General features: G+C 60.2%; 16 protein-coding genes. 8 read left to right on the top strand and 8 right to left on the bottom strand.

Features of this window, described 5'->3' with window-relative positions; genetic code table 11:
- Window positions 1-39: 39 nt before the first annotated feature.
- Window positions 40-1,185, bottom strand: coding sequence for an amidohydrolase family protein (locus E0486_RS10255; RefSeq protein ID WP_131852081.1), 1,146 nt, complete (start codon window positions 1,183-1,185; stop codon window positions 40-42).
- Between the two features lie 121 nt (window positions 1,186-1,306).
- Here E0486_RS10255 and prfA point away from each other — a divergent pair, with 121 nt between their 5' ends.
- Entirely contained in the window at window positions 1,307-2,374 is a 1,068-nt protein-coding gene (prfA, locus tag E0486_RS10250; RefSeq protein WP_131852080.1) for a peptide chain release factor 1, read from the top strand.
- 326 nt (window positions 2,375-2,700) lie between these two features.
- On the opposite strand, the gene E0486_RS10245 is transcribed toward prfA, so the two are convergent.
- The 6 genes from E0486_RS10245 to E0486_RS10220 form a co-directional block, all read right to left on the bottom strand.
- Complete coding sequence (locus tag E0486_RS10245; RefSeq protein WP_131852079.1) at window positions 2,701-3,075, bottom strand: VanZ family protein; 375 nt, start codon at window positions 3,073-3,075, stop codon at window positions 2,701-2,703.
- A 232-nt stretch (window positions 3,076-3,307) separates the two neighbouring features.
- Window positions 3,308-4,114, bottom strand: coding sequence for an anti-sigma factor (locus E0486_RS10240; protein ID WP_165917278.1), 807 nt, complete (start codon window positions 4,112-4,114; stop codon window positions 3,308-3,310).
- A 9-nt stretch (window positions 4,115-4,123) separates the two neighbouring features.
- A complete protein-coding gene (locus E0486_RS10235; RefSeq protein ID WP_131852077.1) occupies window positions 4,124-4,660 on the bottom strand; it encodes an RNA polymerase sigma factor in 537 nt (178 codons plus the stop codon).
- A gap of 72 nt (window positions 4,661-4,732) precedes the next feature.
- The gene (gene gcvH / locus E0486_RS10230; RefSeq protein WP_131852076.1) at window positions 4,733-5,110 is read right to left on the bottom strand and encodes a glycine cleavage system protein GcvH; all 378 of its coding nucleotides are present in this window, start codon (window positions 5,108-5,110) and stop codon (window positions 4,733-4,735) included.
- A gap of 146 nt (window positions 5,111-5,256) precedes the next feature.
- Window positions 5,257-5,970, bottom strand: coding sequence for a peptidylprolyl isomerase (locus E0486_RS10225; RefSeq protein WP_131852075.1), 714 nt, complete (start codon window positions 5,968-5,970; stop codon window positions 5,257-5,259).
- Window positions 5,971-6,047: 77 nt separating this feature from the next.
- Complete coding sequence (locus E0486_RS10220) at window positions 6,048-6,398, bottom strand: hypothetical protein (protein WP_131852074.1); 351 nt, start codon at window positions 6,396-6,398, stop codon at window positions 6,048-6,050.
- Window positions 6,399-6,969: 571 nt separating this feature from the next.
- Between E0486_RS10220 and serS the strand changes: the two genes are divergently transcribed.
- The 3 genes from serS to E0486_RS10205 all read left to right on the top strand — a co-directional run bounded on the left by serS (window position 6,970) and on the right by E0486_RS10205 (window position 9,554).
- Window positions 6,970-8,235, top strand: a complete 1,266-nt coding sequence (gene serS, locus E0486_RS10215; RefSeq protein ID WP_131852073.1) for a serine--tRNA ligase — start codon at window positions 6,970-6,972, stop codon at window positions 8,233-8,235.
- A gap of 165 nt (window positions 8,236-8,400) precedes the next feature.
- On the top strand, window positions 8,401-8,730 hold the full coding sequence (locus E0486_RS10210) for a c-type cytochrome (protein WP_131852072.1): 330 nt from the start codon (window positions 8,401-8,403) through the stop codon (window positions 8,728-8,730).
- A 179-nt stretch (window positions 8,731-8,909) separates the two neighbouring features.
- The gene (locus tag E0486_RS10205) at window positions 8,910-9,554 is read left to right on the top strand and encodes an outer membrane protein (protein ID WP_131852071.1); all 645 of its coding nucleotides are present in this window, start codon (window positions 8,910-8,912) and stop codon (window positions 9,552-9,554) included.
- A 306-nt stretch (window positions 9,555-9,860) separates the two neighbouring features.
- Here E0486_RS10205 and E0486_RS10200 read toward each other — a convergent pair whose 3' ends face one another.
- Window positions 9,861-10,934 (bottom strand): alkane 1-monooxygenase, encoded by a 1,074-nt coding sequence (locus E0486_RS10200; protein WP_131852070.1) that lies wholly within the window; start codon window positions 10,932-10,934, stop codon window positions 9,861-9,863.
- Between the two features lie 99 nt (window positions 10,935-11,033).
- Here E0486_RS10200 and E0486_RS10195 point away from each other — a divergent pair, with 99 nt between their 5' ends.
- The 4 genes from E0486_RS10195 to E0486_RS10180 all read left to right on the top strand — a co-directional run bounded on the left by E0486_RS10195 (window position 11,034) and on the right by E0486_RS10180 (window position 16,583).
- Window positions 11,034-12,479 carry a DUF1800 domain-containing protein gene (locus E0486_RS10195; protein WP_131852069.1) on the top strand — a complete coding sequence of 482 codons (1,446 nt, stop codon included), beginning with the start codon at window positions 11,034-11,036 and terminating at the stop codon, window positions 12,477-12,479.
- 108 nt (window positions 12,480-12,587) lie between these two features.
- Entirely contained in the window at window positions 12,588-13,784 is a 1,197-nt protein-coding gene (locus E0486_RS10190) for a DUF1501 domain-containing protein (protein WP_131852068.1), read from the top strand.
- A 47-nt stretch (window positions 13,785-13,831) separates the two neighbouring features.
- Window positions 13,832-15,274: a DUF1800 domain-containing protein gene (locus E0486_RS10185; RefSeq protein WP_131852067.1), complete on the top strand. Its 1,443-nt coding sequence runs from the start codon at window positions 13,832-13,834 to the stop codon at window positions 15,272-15,274.
- 106 nt (window positions 15,275-15,380) lie between these two features.
- Window positions 15,381-16,583 (top strand): DUF1501 domain-containing protein, encoded by a 1,203-nt coding sequence (locus tag E0486_RS10180; RefSeq protein WP_131852066.1) that lies wholly within the window; start codon window positions 15,381-15,383, stop codon window positions 16,581-16,583.
- The last annotated feature ends 61 nt before the right edge of the window (window positions 16,584-16,644 follow it).

Genomic DNA, 16,644 nt, shown 5'->3' with positions numbered 1-16,644 from the left:
TTTATGAAGATCAGTTGTGATGTCCTTACTCCTGGAATTCTACACGATACGACGGACGCTCCAATCGGATTCCTGCAGCAGCAGCACACCGGGCTTCTTGCCTTTCTCGAAAGACCCGAGCTCGTTCTCCATCTGCAAGGCTCGGGCGCCATTCAGCGTGGCCCATTGCAACAGCTCTTCGAGCGGCACCCCCGGAAAGTGTTTCCGCACCGACCGCATTTCTTCATGGATGCCGAGCTGCCAGTTGGAGGCCAGCGAGTCGGTGCCCAGCACGATCGGCGCGCCGCTGCGGCGCAGTAGTTCTACGGGAGGCACCTTGTTTTCGATATACAGGTTGGCGTTGATGCAGAGGCAGAAGTACGTGCTGCCGGCCGCCGTCGAACCGAGTGCGTAATGCAGGTCGTCTTCAGGAATAAAGGTATTGTGCACCAGCAGGCGGCGCGCCGCTCCTTCGAGCTTATCGAAATACGAGCGCAGGCTGCTGACACCCTTCGGCTCGTGGTGTGTGTTGTTGACCTTCAGCTTTTCGTACAGGCCTACAAAGGCGCCGCTGCCATTGGCAATGAATTCGTCCTCGTCGGGTGTTTCCTGGTTGTGCACCGAGATCGTATGCCCCGGGAAATGCGGCCGGAGCAGGTGCCAGAGCGCGTCGGAAACGGTATAGGAAGCGTGCGGCACCAGCGTGGCCGGTCCGCAGCCGGCAAAGTCTTCCAGCACACGGAGCGCCCGCTCATAGCTTGCCTCGGCGCCCGCGGGCGCCCAGCCCAGCACTTCCACGAAGTTGTAGTAAACGAGCTTGTCGCCGCGCTTCCGGGCAGCTGTGTCGGCCGTATTGGAGATGTCGCCCACGGCCATGATGCCGTTGTGCCACATCTCTTCGGCGGCCGCGGCGATCGCCGACGGGATGTTGGCCGCGCGCTCGTTGCGGCCCGAAATGACCCGGAGCACAAAATCCACCAGCCCGGTGCCTTCGGGAATCTGCCCCTTCATGTGCGACAGCTCCAGGTGGCAATGGCAGTTGATAAAACCCGGGGTAAGGATGCCGTCGAGCATTTCTGCATCGGTCGCTTCGTCAGCAGGCACGATGGCCTCGATAGCGCCGTCGGCGGCAACGATGAGCACTTTGTCTTCCTGAAAACGGGTGCCATCGAACAGGCGGGCAGCTTGGATCTTGCGGTGGGACATGGGCCGAAGGTAACATCGGGCAGCGTGAGCCCTGAGCGCTGACGCCAATTGCACTGATACGGCGATTTGCGTGCGCACGGTTCACGGGTCACGCCTCACGTTTCCGTACCTTTGCCGCCCTATGCTCGACAAACTCGAAGCCATCCACGCCCGCTTCCAGGACATCGGTGTCGCGCTGACCAACCCGGAGATCATTGCCGACAGCAAGCAGTTCGGAGCGCTCAGCAAGGAATACCGCAGCCTGGAAAAGATCGTCAACGCCTACAACGAGTACCGCAAGGTGCTGGAAGACATCGCCTTTTACCGCGAAGCCCTCAGCGGCTCCGACGAAGAGATGCGCGATCTGGCCAAAGAAGAGCTGCCTGCTACCGAGGAGCGTCAGCAGCAGATGGAAGCTTCCATCCGCCAGATGCTCATTCCCAAAGACCCGCAGGACGAGAAGAACGCCATCATCGAGATCCGCGCCGGCACCGGCGGCGACGAAGCCTCCCTTTTTGCCGGCGACCTGGCCCGCATGTACCTGAAATATTGCGAGCAGCACGGCTTCCGCACCGCCATTTTGTCGGAAACGGAAGGAACGGTTGGGGGGTATAAAGAGATCCAGATCGAAGTGACCGGCGACGATGTGTACGGCACCCTCAAGTTCGAGAGCGGTGTGCACCGCGTGCAGCGGGTACCGGCCACCGAAACCCAGGGCCGTGTGCATACTTCTGCCGCCACGGTGGCCGTGATGCCGGAAGCCGAAGAGATCGACTTCGAACTGAGAGAAAGCGATGTGAAGATGGAAACGGCCCGCTCGGGCGGCGCCGGTGGCCAGAACGTAAACAAGGTGGAAACGAAAGTATTGCTCACCCACCTGCCCACGGGCACGGTGGTGATCTGCCAGACGGAGCGCACACAGCTCGGCAACCGCGAGAAGGCGATGCAGATGCTCCGCACGCGGTTGTACGAAGAGCAGGTGCGCAAGCAGGAAGAAGAGATCTCGCGGCACCGAAAGAGCCTTGTGAGCAGCGGTGACCGCTCGGCCAAGATCCGCACTTACAACTTTCCGCAAGGCCGTGTCACCGACCACCGGATCGGGCTGACACTCTATAATTTACAGGAAGTGCTCAACGGCGGCATCCAGGAACTCATCGATAAACTGCAGTTTACAGAGAACGCCGAAAAGATGGTCAACCAGTCCAATTAGCGAGCTAAGTGATTGTACCTAAGCGTCATACAAGGATGGGCTTCTGTGGATTCAGCGGCCCATTTTTGTTGAAGAGATGGGGAAGGACCGCCCCGCAGACGCTTTAACATTTCGCTGCGCCGGCAGTTGAAAAACTGGCATCATATTTTCTATTAGAGTGATGTCGGTCGTTATGAGCCCATCCGCAGAAGAACAGAGCGCATTGACAAACGATTAACATCAGGCTCCTAATAACTGGCAACAATTTTGCGTTAGACATTTACGACTTTCTCACATAAGCAGTCAATTTTCTCATAAGCAGTTAGTTTTGGTTGCGACCCCTGTTTCTACAGGGGTTTACTTTTTTTACCCCCTCTCCGCCAAAGCGCCAGGCCCGCAAACACACCCAGGCTGTCGCTGAGAAAGTCAAGCACATCCGCCGAGCGGTTGGCCACCCAAAGGCCCTGGATCGCTTCCACCGCCAATCCATACCCAATACACAGTACTGCCACCCATAATACCTGCCTGGGCCCCGCCGCCAGGCCGGCCCAGCACAGCAGGAACGCCATTACGGTGAAGAGTCCTACGTGGACCCACTTGTCGAAATAGATCTTGTCGAGCCAGTCTTCTTTGGGAAGGTCGTTGCCGGGCAGGAAAAACAGGTAACAGCAGGTCAGGAAATAAACGGCCGCGATGGCGGCGCGCAGGGGGCGGGAAGGCATGCTGCAAGCTAAAAGGAAAAGGGCCTTAGAAAAAGCCCTTTTTAAACCAACTATGAGATCACTCCATTCGCCACAGAGGAGATCAGTAATAAATACGTGCGCAGGCTGCGCCCGGTTTGCTTTTGCGAAAAAAGTTTGAAAGTCGGAAGTGTGACGTCGGAAGCAAGGATGAAGCGATTTTGAGGCCTGATGAACAATGCAGCACTTCCGACTTCCGACTTAACTACTTGAATTACAACTCGCCGTACACGTACATGTTCTGCAGAGTGGGCGCCTCGCTGCCGCCTTTGGGCTCGAGGGTGATGGCAAACGCCTGTGCGTTCTGCACGTTTTTCATCTTGACCATGAGCTTGTCCTGGCGGAGCTCAAACACGCCGAGGTCGACCGGTTTTTTGTCGATGAGGGCCCAGAGCTGGTACTGCTTGCCGGAGGCCGGTGCGGGCAGGTTCTGGATCATCAGGTAGACGTCCTTGGAGGTGGTATCCCACATCACCGTCACATGCGAGCGGGTGGGTGCCGTGGGCACGCTCTGCAACGCGGTCATCTTGAGATTGGGATTGCGGAGCATATCGGCTTCGCGTTTCAGCTCGGCCAGCTCGCCGCGGGTGGCGTCGAGCTGCTGGCGGAGCGAGTCGGCACTACCGGTGCTGGCGGTGCCGGCCTGGAGGTTGTCGTTGCGGCGGCTGGTGCTGACGGCCCACCACAGGGCGCCGGCGGCGAGCAGGGCACAGGCGGCGGCGGCCCACTTCCAGGGGTTGATGGGCCGCACCTGCGCCGGGCGTTGCAGGGGTACGGCTGCGGGGGGCGCGGCTGCTTCGGCGCTGAGGGCCGACAGCACGCGCTCCTTCAGGAATACCGGCGCCGCCGGGGCATCGGCCAGCAGTTCCGCTTCGAGCGCCTGCTCGAAGCGGCTGCGGGCTTGCGCCAGCTCGGGGTATTGGCGGCACAGCGCTTCAAACTCCTGCCGTTCCGCATCGGAGGCAAGGCCCAGCACGTAGCTTTCAATGATCCCGGACGATATGTATTCCTTTATGTTCAACGTGTTCAATTACTTTAATAAGGTACGCAGTTGACTCAAGGCGCTGCGCAGCCGCGTTTTGACCGTTCCCAGCGGGATGTTGAGCGCTTTGGCAATCTGGTCGTGGGTGAAGCCCTGGTAGTAGGACAGGTCGATCAGTTGCCGTTGCTCTTGCTTCAGCCGCCCGAGCACCCTGCGGAGCCCGATATCGTCGCCGGTTGGCCGCACCGCCGGGGCGATGTGCTCGGCCCCGTCGAGCGATTGCTGACGCAGACTCTGCTGGTAGCCTTTCGAGCGCACCTTGTCGATGGCCGCGTTCCGGGCGATGTTGAGCATCCACGTAAAGAGCCGTCCCTTTTCGGAATCGTAGGAATCGATCTTCCGCCAGATACTGACAAACACCTCCTGCACCACGTCCTCGGCCAGGTCCTCTTCGCCCACCACGCCCTTCACAATGCCCATCAGGGCACCGGCATAGTGGTCGTAGAGGTAGCTGAAAGCCGCGTTGTCCTTGGCACGCAACAGGCTTACCAGCTCGCCTTCCTGGTATGTGGTCTTGGCGCTCAAAAGTTGGTTACCGGTACATTTGATTTACAAATTCCCTGCATCATATACGGAAGAGGAAAAGAAACGGATTTATCAGCCGACAAGAGACTGGTATGCGGAAGCGTCCATGAGGCCGGCTGCCGCGGCGGCATCGTCGAGGCGCATGCGCACCATCCAGCCTTCGCCATAGGGATCGGTGTTGACCAGCTCGGGGTTGGCGGCCAGCTTGGGGTTCAGCTCGAGAATGGTACCGCTCACCGGCAGGTACAGGTCCGACACGGTTTTCACCGCTTCCACGGTGCCGAAAACGGTACCCTCCGTCAGGGGCTGGCCCACGGTCTCCACTTCTACGTACACAATGTCGCCCAGCTCGCGCTGCGCAAAATCGGTAATGCCCACAATAGCCTCATCTCCTTCAATGCGGACCCACTCGTGGTCCTTGGTGTAACGTACGTTCTCGGGAAAGTTCATGATAACAAGATTAAGGACTGCAATATAAAGCAGTTTGTAGTTTGTAGTTGGTGGTTTGTGGTTGATTGACGCCCGCCGCTTTTTGCCGCGCATGCCGAAACCACCAGCAACAAACCACCAACTAAACATCCGGGCTCCCACCTGCTTCAGCGGCGGCGGACCAGTCTTGCGGTAATGATCCGCACATCCTGCACCGGCCGGTTCGGCGGGTCGCTGCTGACGTCGGCGGCGGCGATCCGGTCGACCACGTCGAGCCCCTTCACCACTTCGCCAAATACCGTATAGTTGCCATCGAGCTGCGGTGTGCCGCCGGTAGCGCGGTAGACGGCGCGGCGCTCGGGGGAAATCTTGCGGTCCTGCAGGCGCGTCCGTTCAATGGAGTCCATTTGCGGATCGGTGAAGGTGCGTCCCTGGACGATGTAAAACTGGCTGGCGCTGGAGTAGCGCAGCGGGTTGATGGCGTCGCCTTCGCGGGCCGCCGCCAGCGCGCCTTTGCGGTGAAAGAGCGTAGCACGCAGCTCGGCCGGGATGCCGTAGGCCGGCCCGCCCTCACCCAGCTTCTGGCCCGCTGCGGCCCGCCGGCTGTCGGGGTCGCCGCCCTGGATCATAAAGCCCCGGATAACGCGGTGAAACAATACACTATCGAAATAGCCGCTCTTCACGAGCCGCAGGAAGTTGTCGCGGTGCAGGGGTGTGGAGTCGCTGAGGCGGAGCCGGATGGTGCCTTCGGTAGTAACGAGCTCCACGTCGCGGCGGTAATCGCGCGGGCGCAGCTTAACGGATGGCTGGGCGGCAGCCGAAAGGGAAAGGAAGAGGAGCAGCAGGATTCGTGCGGCGTGAAGCGTCAATCGTGAATGCATACGCCAAATTAGCAACTTTGGAGGCATACTCCCTTCCCTTTGGGAAGGGCCGGGGATGGGTCCGGCCGGGGATGGCCCTAGTCCAGGAACCCCGTATTCTGAAAATACAACAGGATATGATCTTTCAGGAAGGCCTCCTGCTCGTGGGGCATCAGGTTGGGCATGGGCTTCAGCTGCCGGAAGTGGGGCCAGCCTTCGGCGTCGGCGCCGGCCAGCTCGAAGTAGCCGCTCGGCGCCAGCACGGTGCAGATGGCCACGTGCATCAGGTCCTGCTTCTGCTCCTTGGAGAACTTCTGGCGGATGTCGCCCAGCTCCTGGATACCGATCAGGAACAGTACGCTCTCCACGTCGGGCTTTTTTTCAAAGCGTCCCATCAGCTTTTCCTCAAGCTTCCACCACCGGATCTGCACGTCGTCCTTCATGTCCATGCGGCAAAGGTAATTAAGTAAAAGAAGGGTCGGAACCGCGAAGAGAAGAAGAAAAGAAGTGGATACGCAAAGGGAAAACAAAATGGACCTGCCTTTGACAGTTTCATTTATAATCTTAGCGAAGTGCCTACTCACTTCTTTTCTTAGAGGCTGTCTAAAATAAGTCGTTGAAAGTGCATTAGTAGCGAACCGTCCCACAGAGACGGAATATCGATAGTTCCCGCCGCTGCGGGACAGGCTCTGGGTGAAACCCGGAATTAACTACGTGTAGTTGAACAGCGCACCCGGTAGTGGTGCCATCGCGGAGAACGGGCCTCCCGGGGGCTTAAGCCCCGGGATATAGTGGCGCCCCTACTGTGCGCGCCTTGTTGCTCCGGCATATCGGTAACCCGGGTTGCACCCGGGGCTACCGATATGCCGCCTCTTCGAGGCAGCACGTACCACCAGGTAATCAACCACTTAATTTTAGACAGCTTCTTAGCGGTGAAAAACCTTCTTTACCGTCCTCCATCTTAACCTAAAAACCGAAACCCCTTCGCTCGCTTATCTTTGAAGCCTTCAATATGATAAAATGGTAGAGATCGATTTTATACGTAAAAATCCAGAATTAGTAATCGAGCGTCTCAAAATCAAACATTTTGATGCTGCAGATATAATTAACGAAATTCTCGAATTGGACGAGGATCGCCGCCAATGCAAATTATTGCTTGAGCGCGCTCAAGGTGAATTAAAAAGACTTTCAAAAGAACTGGGTATACTTAAAACATCTGGAAACGAAGTTGATTTCCAAAAGAATAAAATTCAAACTTCATTTCATAAGGCCCAGATTCCCGGCTTTGAAGCAGAGGCCAATGAACTTAATTCGAAAATTCACCAGCTCCAATTAAAACTGCCGAACCTTCCGTCCGAGCTCGTGCCGCCGGGAAAGACGCCCGAAGAAAACGTAACCGTGCGCGAAGGCGGCTCAAAGCCCGAGCTGCCCACCGGGGCCGTGCCCCACTGGGAGCTCGCCAAACGCTACGACCTCATCGACTTCGAGTTGGGGAACAAGGTCACCGGCTCGGGCTTTCCGTTTTATAAAGGGAAGGGGGCGAAACTGCAGCGCGCGCTCATTCAATACTTCCTCGACTTCAACACCGCCGCCGGCTACACCGAGTACATGGCGCCGCTGATGGTGAACGAGGCATCGGCACTCGGCACCGGCCAACTGCCCGACAAGGAAGGCCAGATGTATCATTCCACGGTGGACAACCTGTATCTCATTCCGACCTCGGAAGTGCCGCTGACCAATATCTACCGCGACACGATCCTGAAAGAAACCGAGCTCCCGGTGAAGATGACGGCCTACACGCCCTGCTTCCGCCGCGAGGCCGGCTCCTATGGCGCCCATGTGCGCGGCCTCAACCGCCTGCACCAGTTCGACAAGGTAGAGATCGTGCAGCTGGTGCACCCGTCGCGGTCGTACGAAATCCTCGAAGAAATGGTGGCGCACGTGGAAAAGCTGGTGCAGTCGCTGGAGCTGCCCTACCGCATCCTGCGGCTGTGCGGCGGCGATATGAGCTTCGCCTCGGCCCTCACCTACGACTTCGAGGTGTGGAGCGCCGCCCAGGAAAAATGGCTGGAGGTAAGCTCGGTATCGAACTTCGAGACCTACCAGACGAACCGCATGAAGGCACGCTTCAAGGAAGACGGCAAAACGCAGCTGCTGCATTCGCTCAACGGCTCCTCGCTGGCGCTGCCCCGCATCCTGGCCGCCCTGCTGGAAAACAACCAGGACGAAAACGGCATCCGCGTGCCCGTGGCGCTACACCGCTACTTCGGCAGCGAAATGATCTGAGGAGGGTGATTGGTCTATTAGTTTATTGGTTTATTGGTAAGGCAGGTTTGTGCGCAAATCTTCAGGAAAATCAATAGAACGTAGCAACGTTGCCGCGTCGCAGTTACCAATAGACGAATCGACCAATAGACTAATTCCCTATATTTAATGCCACAACACCGAATTATGAAGCAACTACTTTTTGTCTGCTCCCTGGCCGCTCTTGTAGCCGCCTGCGCCCACAAGGCCACTCCTACTACGAGCACACCCGACACGTCGTCGGCGCCGGCCACCGCGCCCGCTAACAGCACCGCCGGTGCTTCGGCCACCACCATCGAAGCGGGCCACCAGGTGTACAACGCCAAGTGCGGCCGCTGCCATGGCCTGAAAGACCCTGCCAATTACACCGCCGAGCGCTGGGTGCCCATCCTGAAAAGCATGGCCCCGAAAGCCCGTCTCAGCGAAGAAGAAACGGCGCAGGTGAACGCGTACGTGCAGGCCAACGCAAAAAAATAACGATCCCGTATTTCTACAATACCGAGGCCCCGCTACCTGCGGGGCTTTTTTATGCCGGTACCAGGCGGGGGTGCCGGACCGGTGGGACACTAAAACTTTGTTAACTCATCCTTATCTTGCGCCGCCAATGAAGCGAAAATGTCGCTTTCGTTGTCTGTAAACACCAAAGAAAATCGAACATGAAAAAAATCGCTCTCTTCTCGGCCGGCCTTCTTTCCGTTGCCGCCGTTAACGCCCAATTGAACAAAGGCCGCATCTTCCTCGGTGGCAGCATCACCAGCAGCAGCACCGAAAACACCACCGTCAACAACCCCAACAACATTGTAACGAAACAAAGCGCTTTCGTGATCGACCCCACCATCGGCGTCTTCGCGAAGGAGAACCTTGTGGTCGGCATCAACGTGGGGTTCTCCAAAGCCAAAACGGAAGCCGCCGGCAACACGCAGCAGGAGCAGCGCACGATCGCTCCCGGCGTTTTCCTGCGCCGCTACTACCCCCTCGGCAAAAGCTTCTTCTTCTACGGCCATGGCGGTCTGAATTATATCAACCAGAAGTCGGAAACCTTCAACGGCACCACGCCCGTGAATGAAGTGAACGGCAACGGTTTCGGCCTGACCATTTTCCCCGGTGTGGCCTACGCCATCCGCAAGAACTTCCTGCTCGAAGTAAGCCTGCGCAACCTGCTGACGGCCAACTACGTGAGCTCCGAAATCAAGAACCCCAACAACATCGTTACCGCCAAGACCAACACGTTCAACCTGGGCGTCAACGGTGGCGGCGGCGTTCCCCTGAGCATTGGCTTCAACATCCTGCTCGGCAAGTAATTAGCGGACATCGACAACCGAAAAGCCGGCGCCCTGCGCCGGCTTTTTTACGTCGCGCACAAACGAACAAGGTTGTGTCAACAGCAACGGCTTTAGCAGGCCGCCGTACGGCCGCCGCTTTATGCGCAATAACCTCGTTGCGGGCGTGCTGGTCGGCTATAGCCAGGCGAGGGGGAACCTGACCTCGGGGGGCCATCACCAAAAGCAAGGAGTCGAAATGCTACGGCGCCGGACTGCTGTTGCGCCGCTATTTTCCCATCGGCGGCAGCTTTTAGGTCTATGTCGCCGGCTCCGACTGAATAACTGTCAGGCGATAACCATAGCCGGCTCTTCGGGCCGGCTATTCTTTTGCACCCGCGGGTTCATCACCGCAAACCAGGCCGGCGGCAGCAGCGCCAGCAGCATCATGCCGGGATAGCCCGTGGGCATCTGCGGCGCCTCCTCATGGTGGCGCAGCAGCTGGTAGGGCCGCGACGCGAGGTAGTGATGATCGCTATGGCGGCTCAGTTCAAACAGCATCACCCGGCCGATGACGTGGCTTGAATTCCAGCTATGCGCCGGCCGGGCCCGTTCGTAGCCAGCGCCCCCGTCTTTGGCGGGGCGGCGCTGCAGGCCGTAGTGCTCGATGTAGTTGACCGTTTCGAGCAGCAGGAAACCCATCGTGGCCGCCGCCAAAAACACAAGCAGCGCCTTTGCCCCAAAGAGCAGCGCCACGGCGGACAGCAGCGCCGCTTCGATAAGCCCGAACTGCAGCAGCTCGTTGTGCAGCGACAGCGCCGGCCGTCCCGCCTTACGCGCCGCGGCGCCGGCAATGCGTGCCGCGCTGCGCAGCGAACCCGTTACGGAACGCAGCCAGAAGGCGTAGAGCGACTCGCCGTAGCCCGCCGAGCTCGGATCTCCGGGCGTAGCCACGTGCTTGTGGTGCCCGCGGTTGTGTTCGATATAAAAGTGCATGTACAGCGACGTCAGCAGGAGGCTTTTCGCCGCCAGGCGCTCGCCGCGGCGCGTTCGGTGACCGAGCTCGTGGCCCACGTTGATACCAAAGGTGCCACAGAGCAAACCCATGACCGCGGTCTTTCCCGCGAGGTCGGCGGCCGACCAGGGCAGGCGCAGTTGCCAGAGAAACAGCAACAGGGCGCCCCATTGCAGCGGTACGATGGCGTACAGCAGCGCATCATAAAGCCGGTTGCGGCGCGCGAGCTCCGCCTCCGCCTCCGACAGGTTGCGGCTGTCGGGCCGCAGCAGGAGTTCCAGCAGCGGGATCAGCAAAAAGGCATAGAGCAACGGGATCCATACGACGAAGCCGCTGCCCAGGAAGGACAGCAGGGCGCCGAAGTAAACGAGCAGCGGCGAAGCATACTTGAAAACGCGGAACGACATACTACCTTAAAGGTAAGAACGTTAACTTACAGAGCCCGACGCCCCGCTGCGCAACCCACCGCTCACCCGGGCCGTCTAACCCCTAACGACGCAAACCTTATGACCCACCAGCAAAAGAACCAGCACCTCCTCTGGCGCGCCGGCTTCGGCCCCTTGCCCGCCGACTGGACTGCCCTGGCCGATCGCAAGCCCGCCGACTGGTACGCCACCCTTCGCCGCGACAGCGCCGCCGCGCCCCGCTACCTCAATGTGGTGGACGCCGAGCTGATGCAGTCCTATACCATTCCGGGCTGGTCCAAAACGGTAGATGAAGCCACCCGCAAGCGCGTGCAACTGAAAAACAACAACGCCATCCGTGACATTAACCTCGCCTGGCTCCGCGAAATGGCCGACAGCAAAGCGCAGCTGCGTGAAAAGATCGCCCTGTTCTGGCACGGCCACTTCTGCACCCTCACGCTCAACATCCACTACGCCCAGCAACTGCTGCAGGTGCTGCGCACCCACGGCCTCGGCAACTTCCGCACGCTCCTGGGCGAGGTGGCGCGCTCGGCGGCCATGATGCTGTACCTCAACGCACAGAGCAACCGCAAGGGCCATCCCAATGAAAACTTCGCCCGCGAGGTGATGGAACTCTTTACCCTCGGCCGCGGCCACTATACTGAAAACGATATCAAGGAAGCCGCCCGCGCCTTCACCGGCTGGTGGGTGGAAACCGACGGCACCTTTAAGGTAAAGCCGGCCGAGCACGACGAGGGCAGCAAGACCGTGCTGGGGCATACCGGCAACTGGAACGGCGAGCAGGTGCTCGACTTCCTGCTCCAGCAAAAGGATACGGCGGTGCACATCACCCGCAAGCTGTACCGCTTCCTCGTCAGCGACACGCCCGACGAACGCCGGGTGGCCGCCCTCGCCGATCGCTTCTACAAAAGCAACTACGAGATCGGCACCCTGCTCGACGACATCTTTACGTCCACCTGGTTTTATGAGCCGGCGCTCTACGGCGCCCGCATCAAGTCGCCGGTGGAGCTGCTCACCGGGATCCGCCGCACCCTCGCGCTGTCGCTCGACAACGAGGAGCAATACCTGATGCTGCAGCGCGTGCTGGGACAGATCCTCTTCTTTCCGCCCAATGTGGCCGGCTGGCCCGGAGGCCGCAGCTGGATCGACTCCACCACGCTGATGCTGCGCATGCGCCTGCCGCAGATGTTCAACGAAAAGGACGCGCTCAACGTGCAGGTAAAACCCAACAACGACCTGCAGCCCCAAAGCAACGTGGTGAATGCCGTGTATTCCAACGCCAAGGTGCGCACCCTCGAAAAGAACACGCGCTTCGATGTGCGCATGGACTGGAAAGCGCAAGTGGCCCGCTTCGCTTCGGTCAAGCGCGAGGAGCTGGTGCCGGCCATCGCCGGCGCCCTGCTGCCTTCGGGCCTGCAGGTGCCGCCTTCGCTGATCACCTCATATGCCAACAGCGACTCGCGCGAGTCGTTTATCAAGACAGCTACCCTGCAGGTGATGAGCCTGCCGGAGTACCAGCTTTGCTGAGATCGTGCGGCGCGAGGCGTCAACCCGTGCGCCTGCGCCGCCCGATCGGTTCAAATCTTTTTCTTAACGGTGAGGCCGCTCACGCCTCACGCTTTACGCCTCACGACCATGCTTATCCAACGACGCACCTTCCTCCAGACCGGCGCCCTCGCCACCGCCTCGCTCTTTGTGCCGAAATTCCTGAAGGCCTTTGAAGCCCCGCGCGCCGTGCCGCCGGGCAACAAGGTGCTGGTGGTGCTGCAGCTCACGGGCGGCAACGACGGCCTCAACACCGTGGTGCCGGTGCGCAACGACCTGTATTACAAAGCGCGCCCCACGCTGGGCCTCCAGCGCGAAAAAACCCTCGCCCTGCGCGACGACGTGGGCCTCAATCCTGCGCTGACCGCCTTCGCCGACGCCTACCACGATGGGTCGCTGGGCATTCTCAACTCCGTAGGCTACCCCGATCCCGACCGCTCGCACTTCCGCTCCATGGATATCTGGCAAAGCGCCTCCGCGAGCAACGAATACCGCAATACCGGCTGGCTGGGCCGCTACCTGGATGCGCAGTGCCACGATTGCGCCGCCGCCACGCAGGCCCTCGAGATCGACGACACCCTCAGCCTCGCGCTCAAAGGCGCGCAGATGAACGGCATGGCCATGCGCGACCCGAAGCTGCTCTTCGGCCTCGCCAACGAGCGCTTCTTCCGCGACGCCGCCGGCCAGCATACGGGCCACCACCATGAAGGCGCCGACTACCTTTACAAAACGATGTCGGCCACCCTCTCCGGCGCCGACCACATTGCCCAGAAGGCCGGCCAGCGCAAGAACGCGCCCGCCTACCCCAACTCGCCGCTCGGCAAAGCGTTTAGCACCATCGCCTCGCTGATCCTGTCCGACCTCGACACGAAAGTGTATTATGTGTCGCAGGCCGGTTACGACACGCACATCAACCAGGAGCTCTACCACCAGCGCGCGCTGAAAGAGGTGAACGACTCGGTAGGCACCTTTATCAAAGACCTGAAGGAAAACCACCGCTTCGACGACGTGCTGCTGGTGACCTTCTCGGAGTTCGGGCGCCGCGTGGGGGAAAATGCCTCCAAGGGCACCGACCACGGCTGCGCCAACAACCTCTTTCTTTTTGGCGGCGGCCTGAAGCAGAAAGGCATCCTCAACGCCCTGCCGAACCTCGCCGACCTCGACCAGGGAGACATCAAGCATACCGTCGATTTCCGGCAGGTTTACGCCACGGTGCTCCAAAAATGGCTCGGCACCAGCCCCGCCGAGGTGCTGGGCGGCCGCTTCGAAACGCTGAATTTCATTTAGCGGTCCATTAAACGCGGCACGCGGCGGCCGGTCAAACCGCAAGCCTTATGCCCGACAACCAGACACACAACCAGCACCTGCTGTGGCGCGCCGGCTTCGGCCCGTCGGCCGACGACCTCGCAGCCACCGGCAGCAGACGCCCCTCCGAATGGTATGCCCGCCTGCGTGCCGCTTCCCAGGCGGAACCCGCCTATATCGATGCCGTAGACGATAGCCTCCGGAGCCTCGTGGCCGGCGCCATGGAAGGTGGGGCCATGGCGCGCCCTGAAGACGCCGACACCCGGCGCCTCCTCCGCGAGCGGAGCCGCCAGGCGGTAAAGACCCTCAACCTCACCTGGCTGGCGCAGCTGGTAACCAGCCCGCAGCAACTGCGCGAAAAGATGGCCTTCTTCTGGCACGGTCATTTCGCCGCCCGTAACCTGAACGTGTTTTACCAGCAGCAGCTCCTCGACGTCATCCGCCGAGGGGCGCTCGGCTCCTTCCGCACCCTGCTGCACGAAGTGTCGAAGTCGGCCGCGATGCTCAACTTCCTCAACGCGCAGCAAAACAAAAAAGACCATCCCAACGAGAACTTCGCCCGCGAAGTGATGGAGCTGTTTACGCTCGGCCGCGGACATTATACCGAAAACGACGTGAAGGAAGCGGCCCGTGCCTTTACCGGCTGGAGTGCCAACTTCCGAGGCGACTTCGTGTACCGCCGCGGGCAGCACGACGGGGGCCTTAAGACCGTGCTGGGCAGCACCGGCAACCTCGAAGGCGAGGCCGTGCTCGACCTGCTGCTGGCACAGAAGCAGACGGCCCGTCACATCACGCGGAAGATCTACCGCTTCTTCGTGAACGAGGAAGCCGATGAAAAGCGGGTGGACTGGCTGAGCGAGCGTTTTTACAGGAACGACTACAACATACAGGGCCTGCTCGACGACATCTTCGGCAGCACCTGGTTTTGTGAGGCAAAGAACATCGGCACCCGGATCAAATCGCCGATCGAGCTGCTGGTGGGGATGCAGCGGATGCTGCCCATGAAGCTGGCCAACGAAGAATCCCTGCTGCTGGTACAGCGTGTGCTGGGGCAGCAGCTTTTTTACCCGCCCAACGTGGCCGGGTGGCCCGGCGGCCGCAGCTGGATCGACGCTTCTACGCTGATGATGCGGATGCGGATCCCGATGCTGCTCAACGACCAGGACGACTTCAACGTGCGGCCGAAGAGCGACGACGACAGCACCGGCGGCCGCATGGAAGTCCAGCCCGCGGCGCAACGCGGCGGCGGGCGCGTCATCAACACCCACATCGAGTGGGCACGTTACACGAAGCACTTCGATGCGGTGCCGCGGCCGCAGCTGCTGCAAGCCCTGACCGGCCACCTGCTGCAAACGCCCCTGCGCGTGCCGGTGACCACGGTGCTCGGCTTTGTCAACGACAGCACCCGCGAGGCGTTCATCCGCAGCGCCACGCTGCAGGTGATGAGCCTGCCGGAGTACCAGCTTTGCTGAGATCGTGCGGCGAGAGGCGTCAACCATGCGCCTGCGCCGCCCGATCGGTTCAAATTTTTTCTTAACGGTGAGGCCGCTCACGCCTCACGCTTTACGCCTCACGACCATGCTTATCCAACGACGCACCTTCCTCCAGACCGGCTCCCTCGCCACGGCGGCCCTGTTCCTGCCGAAGTTTCTGAAAGCCTTCGAGGCACCCCAGGCCGTGCCGCCGGGCAATAAGGTCGTGGTGGTGCTGCAGCTCAGTGGCGGCAACGACGGCCTGAACACCGTTATCCCGGTGCGCAACGACCTGTATTACCAGGCGCGGCCGCGCCTCGGGATCGCGCGCGGCAAAGCGCTTTCCCTCACCGACGATGCCGGCCTGCACCCCGCGCTGACCGCCTTCGCCGACGCCTACCACGAAGGATCGCTGGGCATTCTCAATTCCGTGGGCTACCCCAATCCCGACCGCTCGCACTTCCGCTCCATGGATATCTGGCAAAGCGCTTCCGCCGCATCCGACTACTGGAACACCGGCTGGCTCGGGCGCTACCTCGATGCGCAATGCCAAGGCTGCAGCCAGCCGACGCAGGCCCTCGAGATCGACGATACGCTCAGCCTCGCGCTCAAAGGCAAAGATTTCAACGGGCTCGCCCTCAAAGACCCGAAGCGCCTCTACGGCACGGCCAACGAGCGCTTCTTCAAGCAGGTGGCCGGCGACTACGGTCCCGATCACCACGACGAGCAGCCCGTGGATTACCTCTATAAAACGATGGCTGGAACGCTTTCTTCGGCCGACTACATCTTTAAGCAATCGCGGCTGCATCCTACCGGGGCCACCTACCCGGCTACGGGCCTCGGCAAGGACCTCAAAACGATCGCCTCGCTGATCTTCTCCGACATCAATACGAAGGTCTATTACGTATCGCTCGGCTCTTTCGACACCCACGTAAACCAGGAGGCGCAGCAACAGCGCCTGTTTACGGAACTCAACGACGCCGTGGCCGCCTTCAGGGCCGATATGAAAGCGGCGGGCCGCTGGAACGACGTGCTGCTTTTTTCCTTCTCGGAGTTCGGGCGCCGCGTGGCGCAGAACGCCTCCGGCGGCACCGACCACGGCACTGCCAACAACCTGTTCCTGCTTTCGGGCGGCCTGAAGCAGCAGGGCCTCCTCAACGCCCTCCCCGACCTCGCTGACCTCGACGAAGGCGATCTCAAACATAAAGTGGACTTCAAGCAGGTGTATGCCACCGTACTGAACAAATGGCTCGGCGCCGATGATGCGGCGATTTTAGCGAAGAAGTATGAGCACCTACCCTTCATTTAGCGCCCCATCCCCAAACCCCTTCCCTCAGGGAAGGGGAATAGAAAAGCCCGGATCGCAAAGC

It is taken from the genome of Flaviaesturariibacter aridisoli (genome assembly GCF_004343705.1).
Taxonomy (GTDB): domain Bacteria; phylum Bacteroidota; class Bacteroidia; order Chitinophagales; family Chitinophagaceae; genus Flavisolibacter; species Flavisolibacter aridisoli.
The sequence above is the reverse complement of the archived record's forward strand: the minus strand, read 5'-3'. Positions and strand labels throughout refer to the sequence as shown.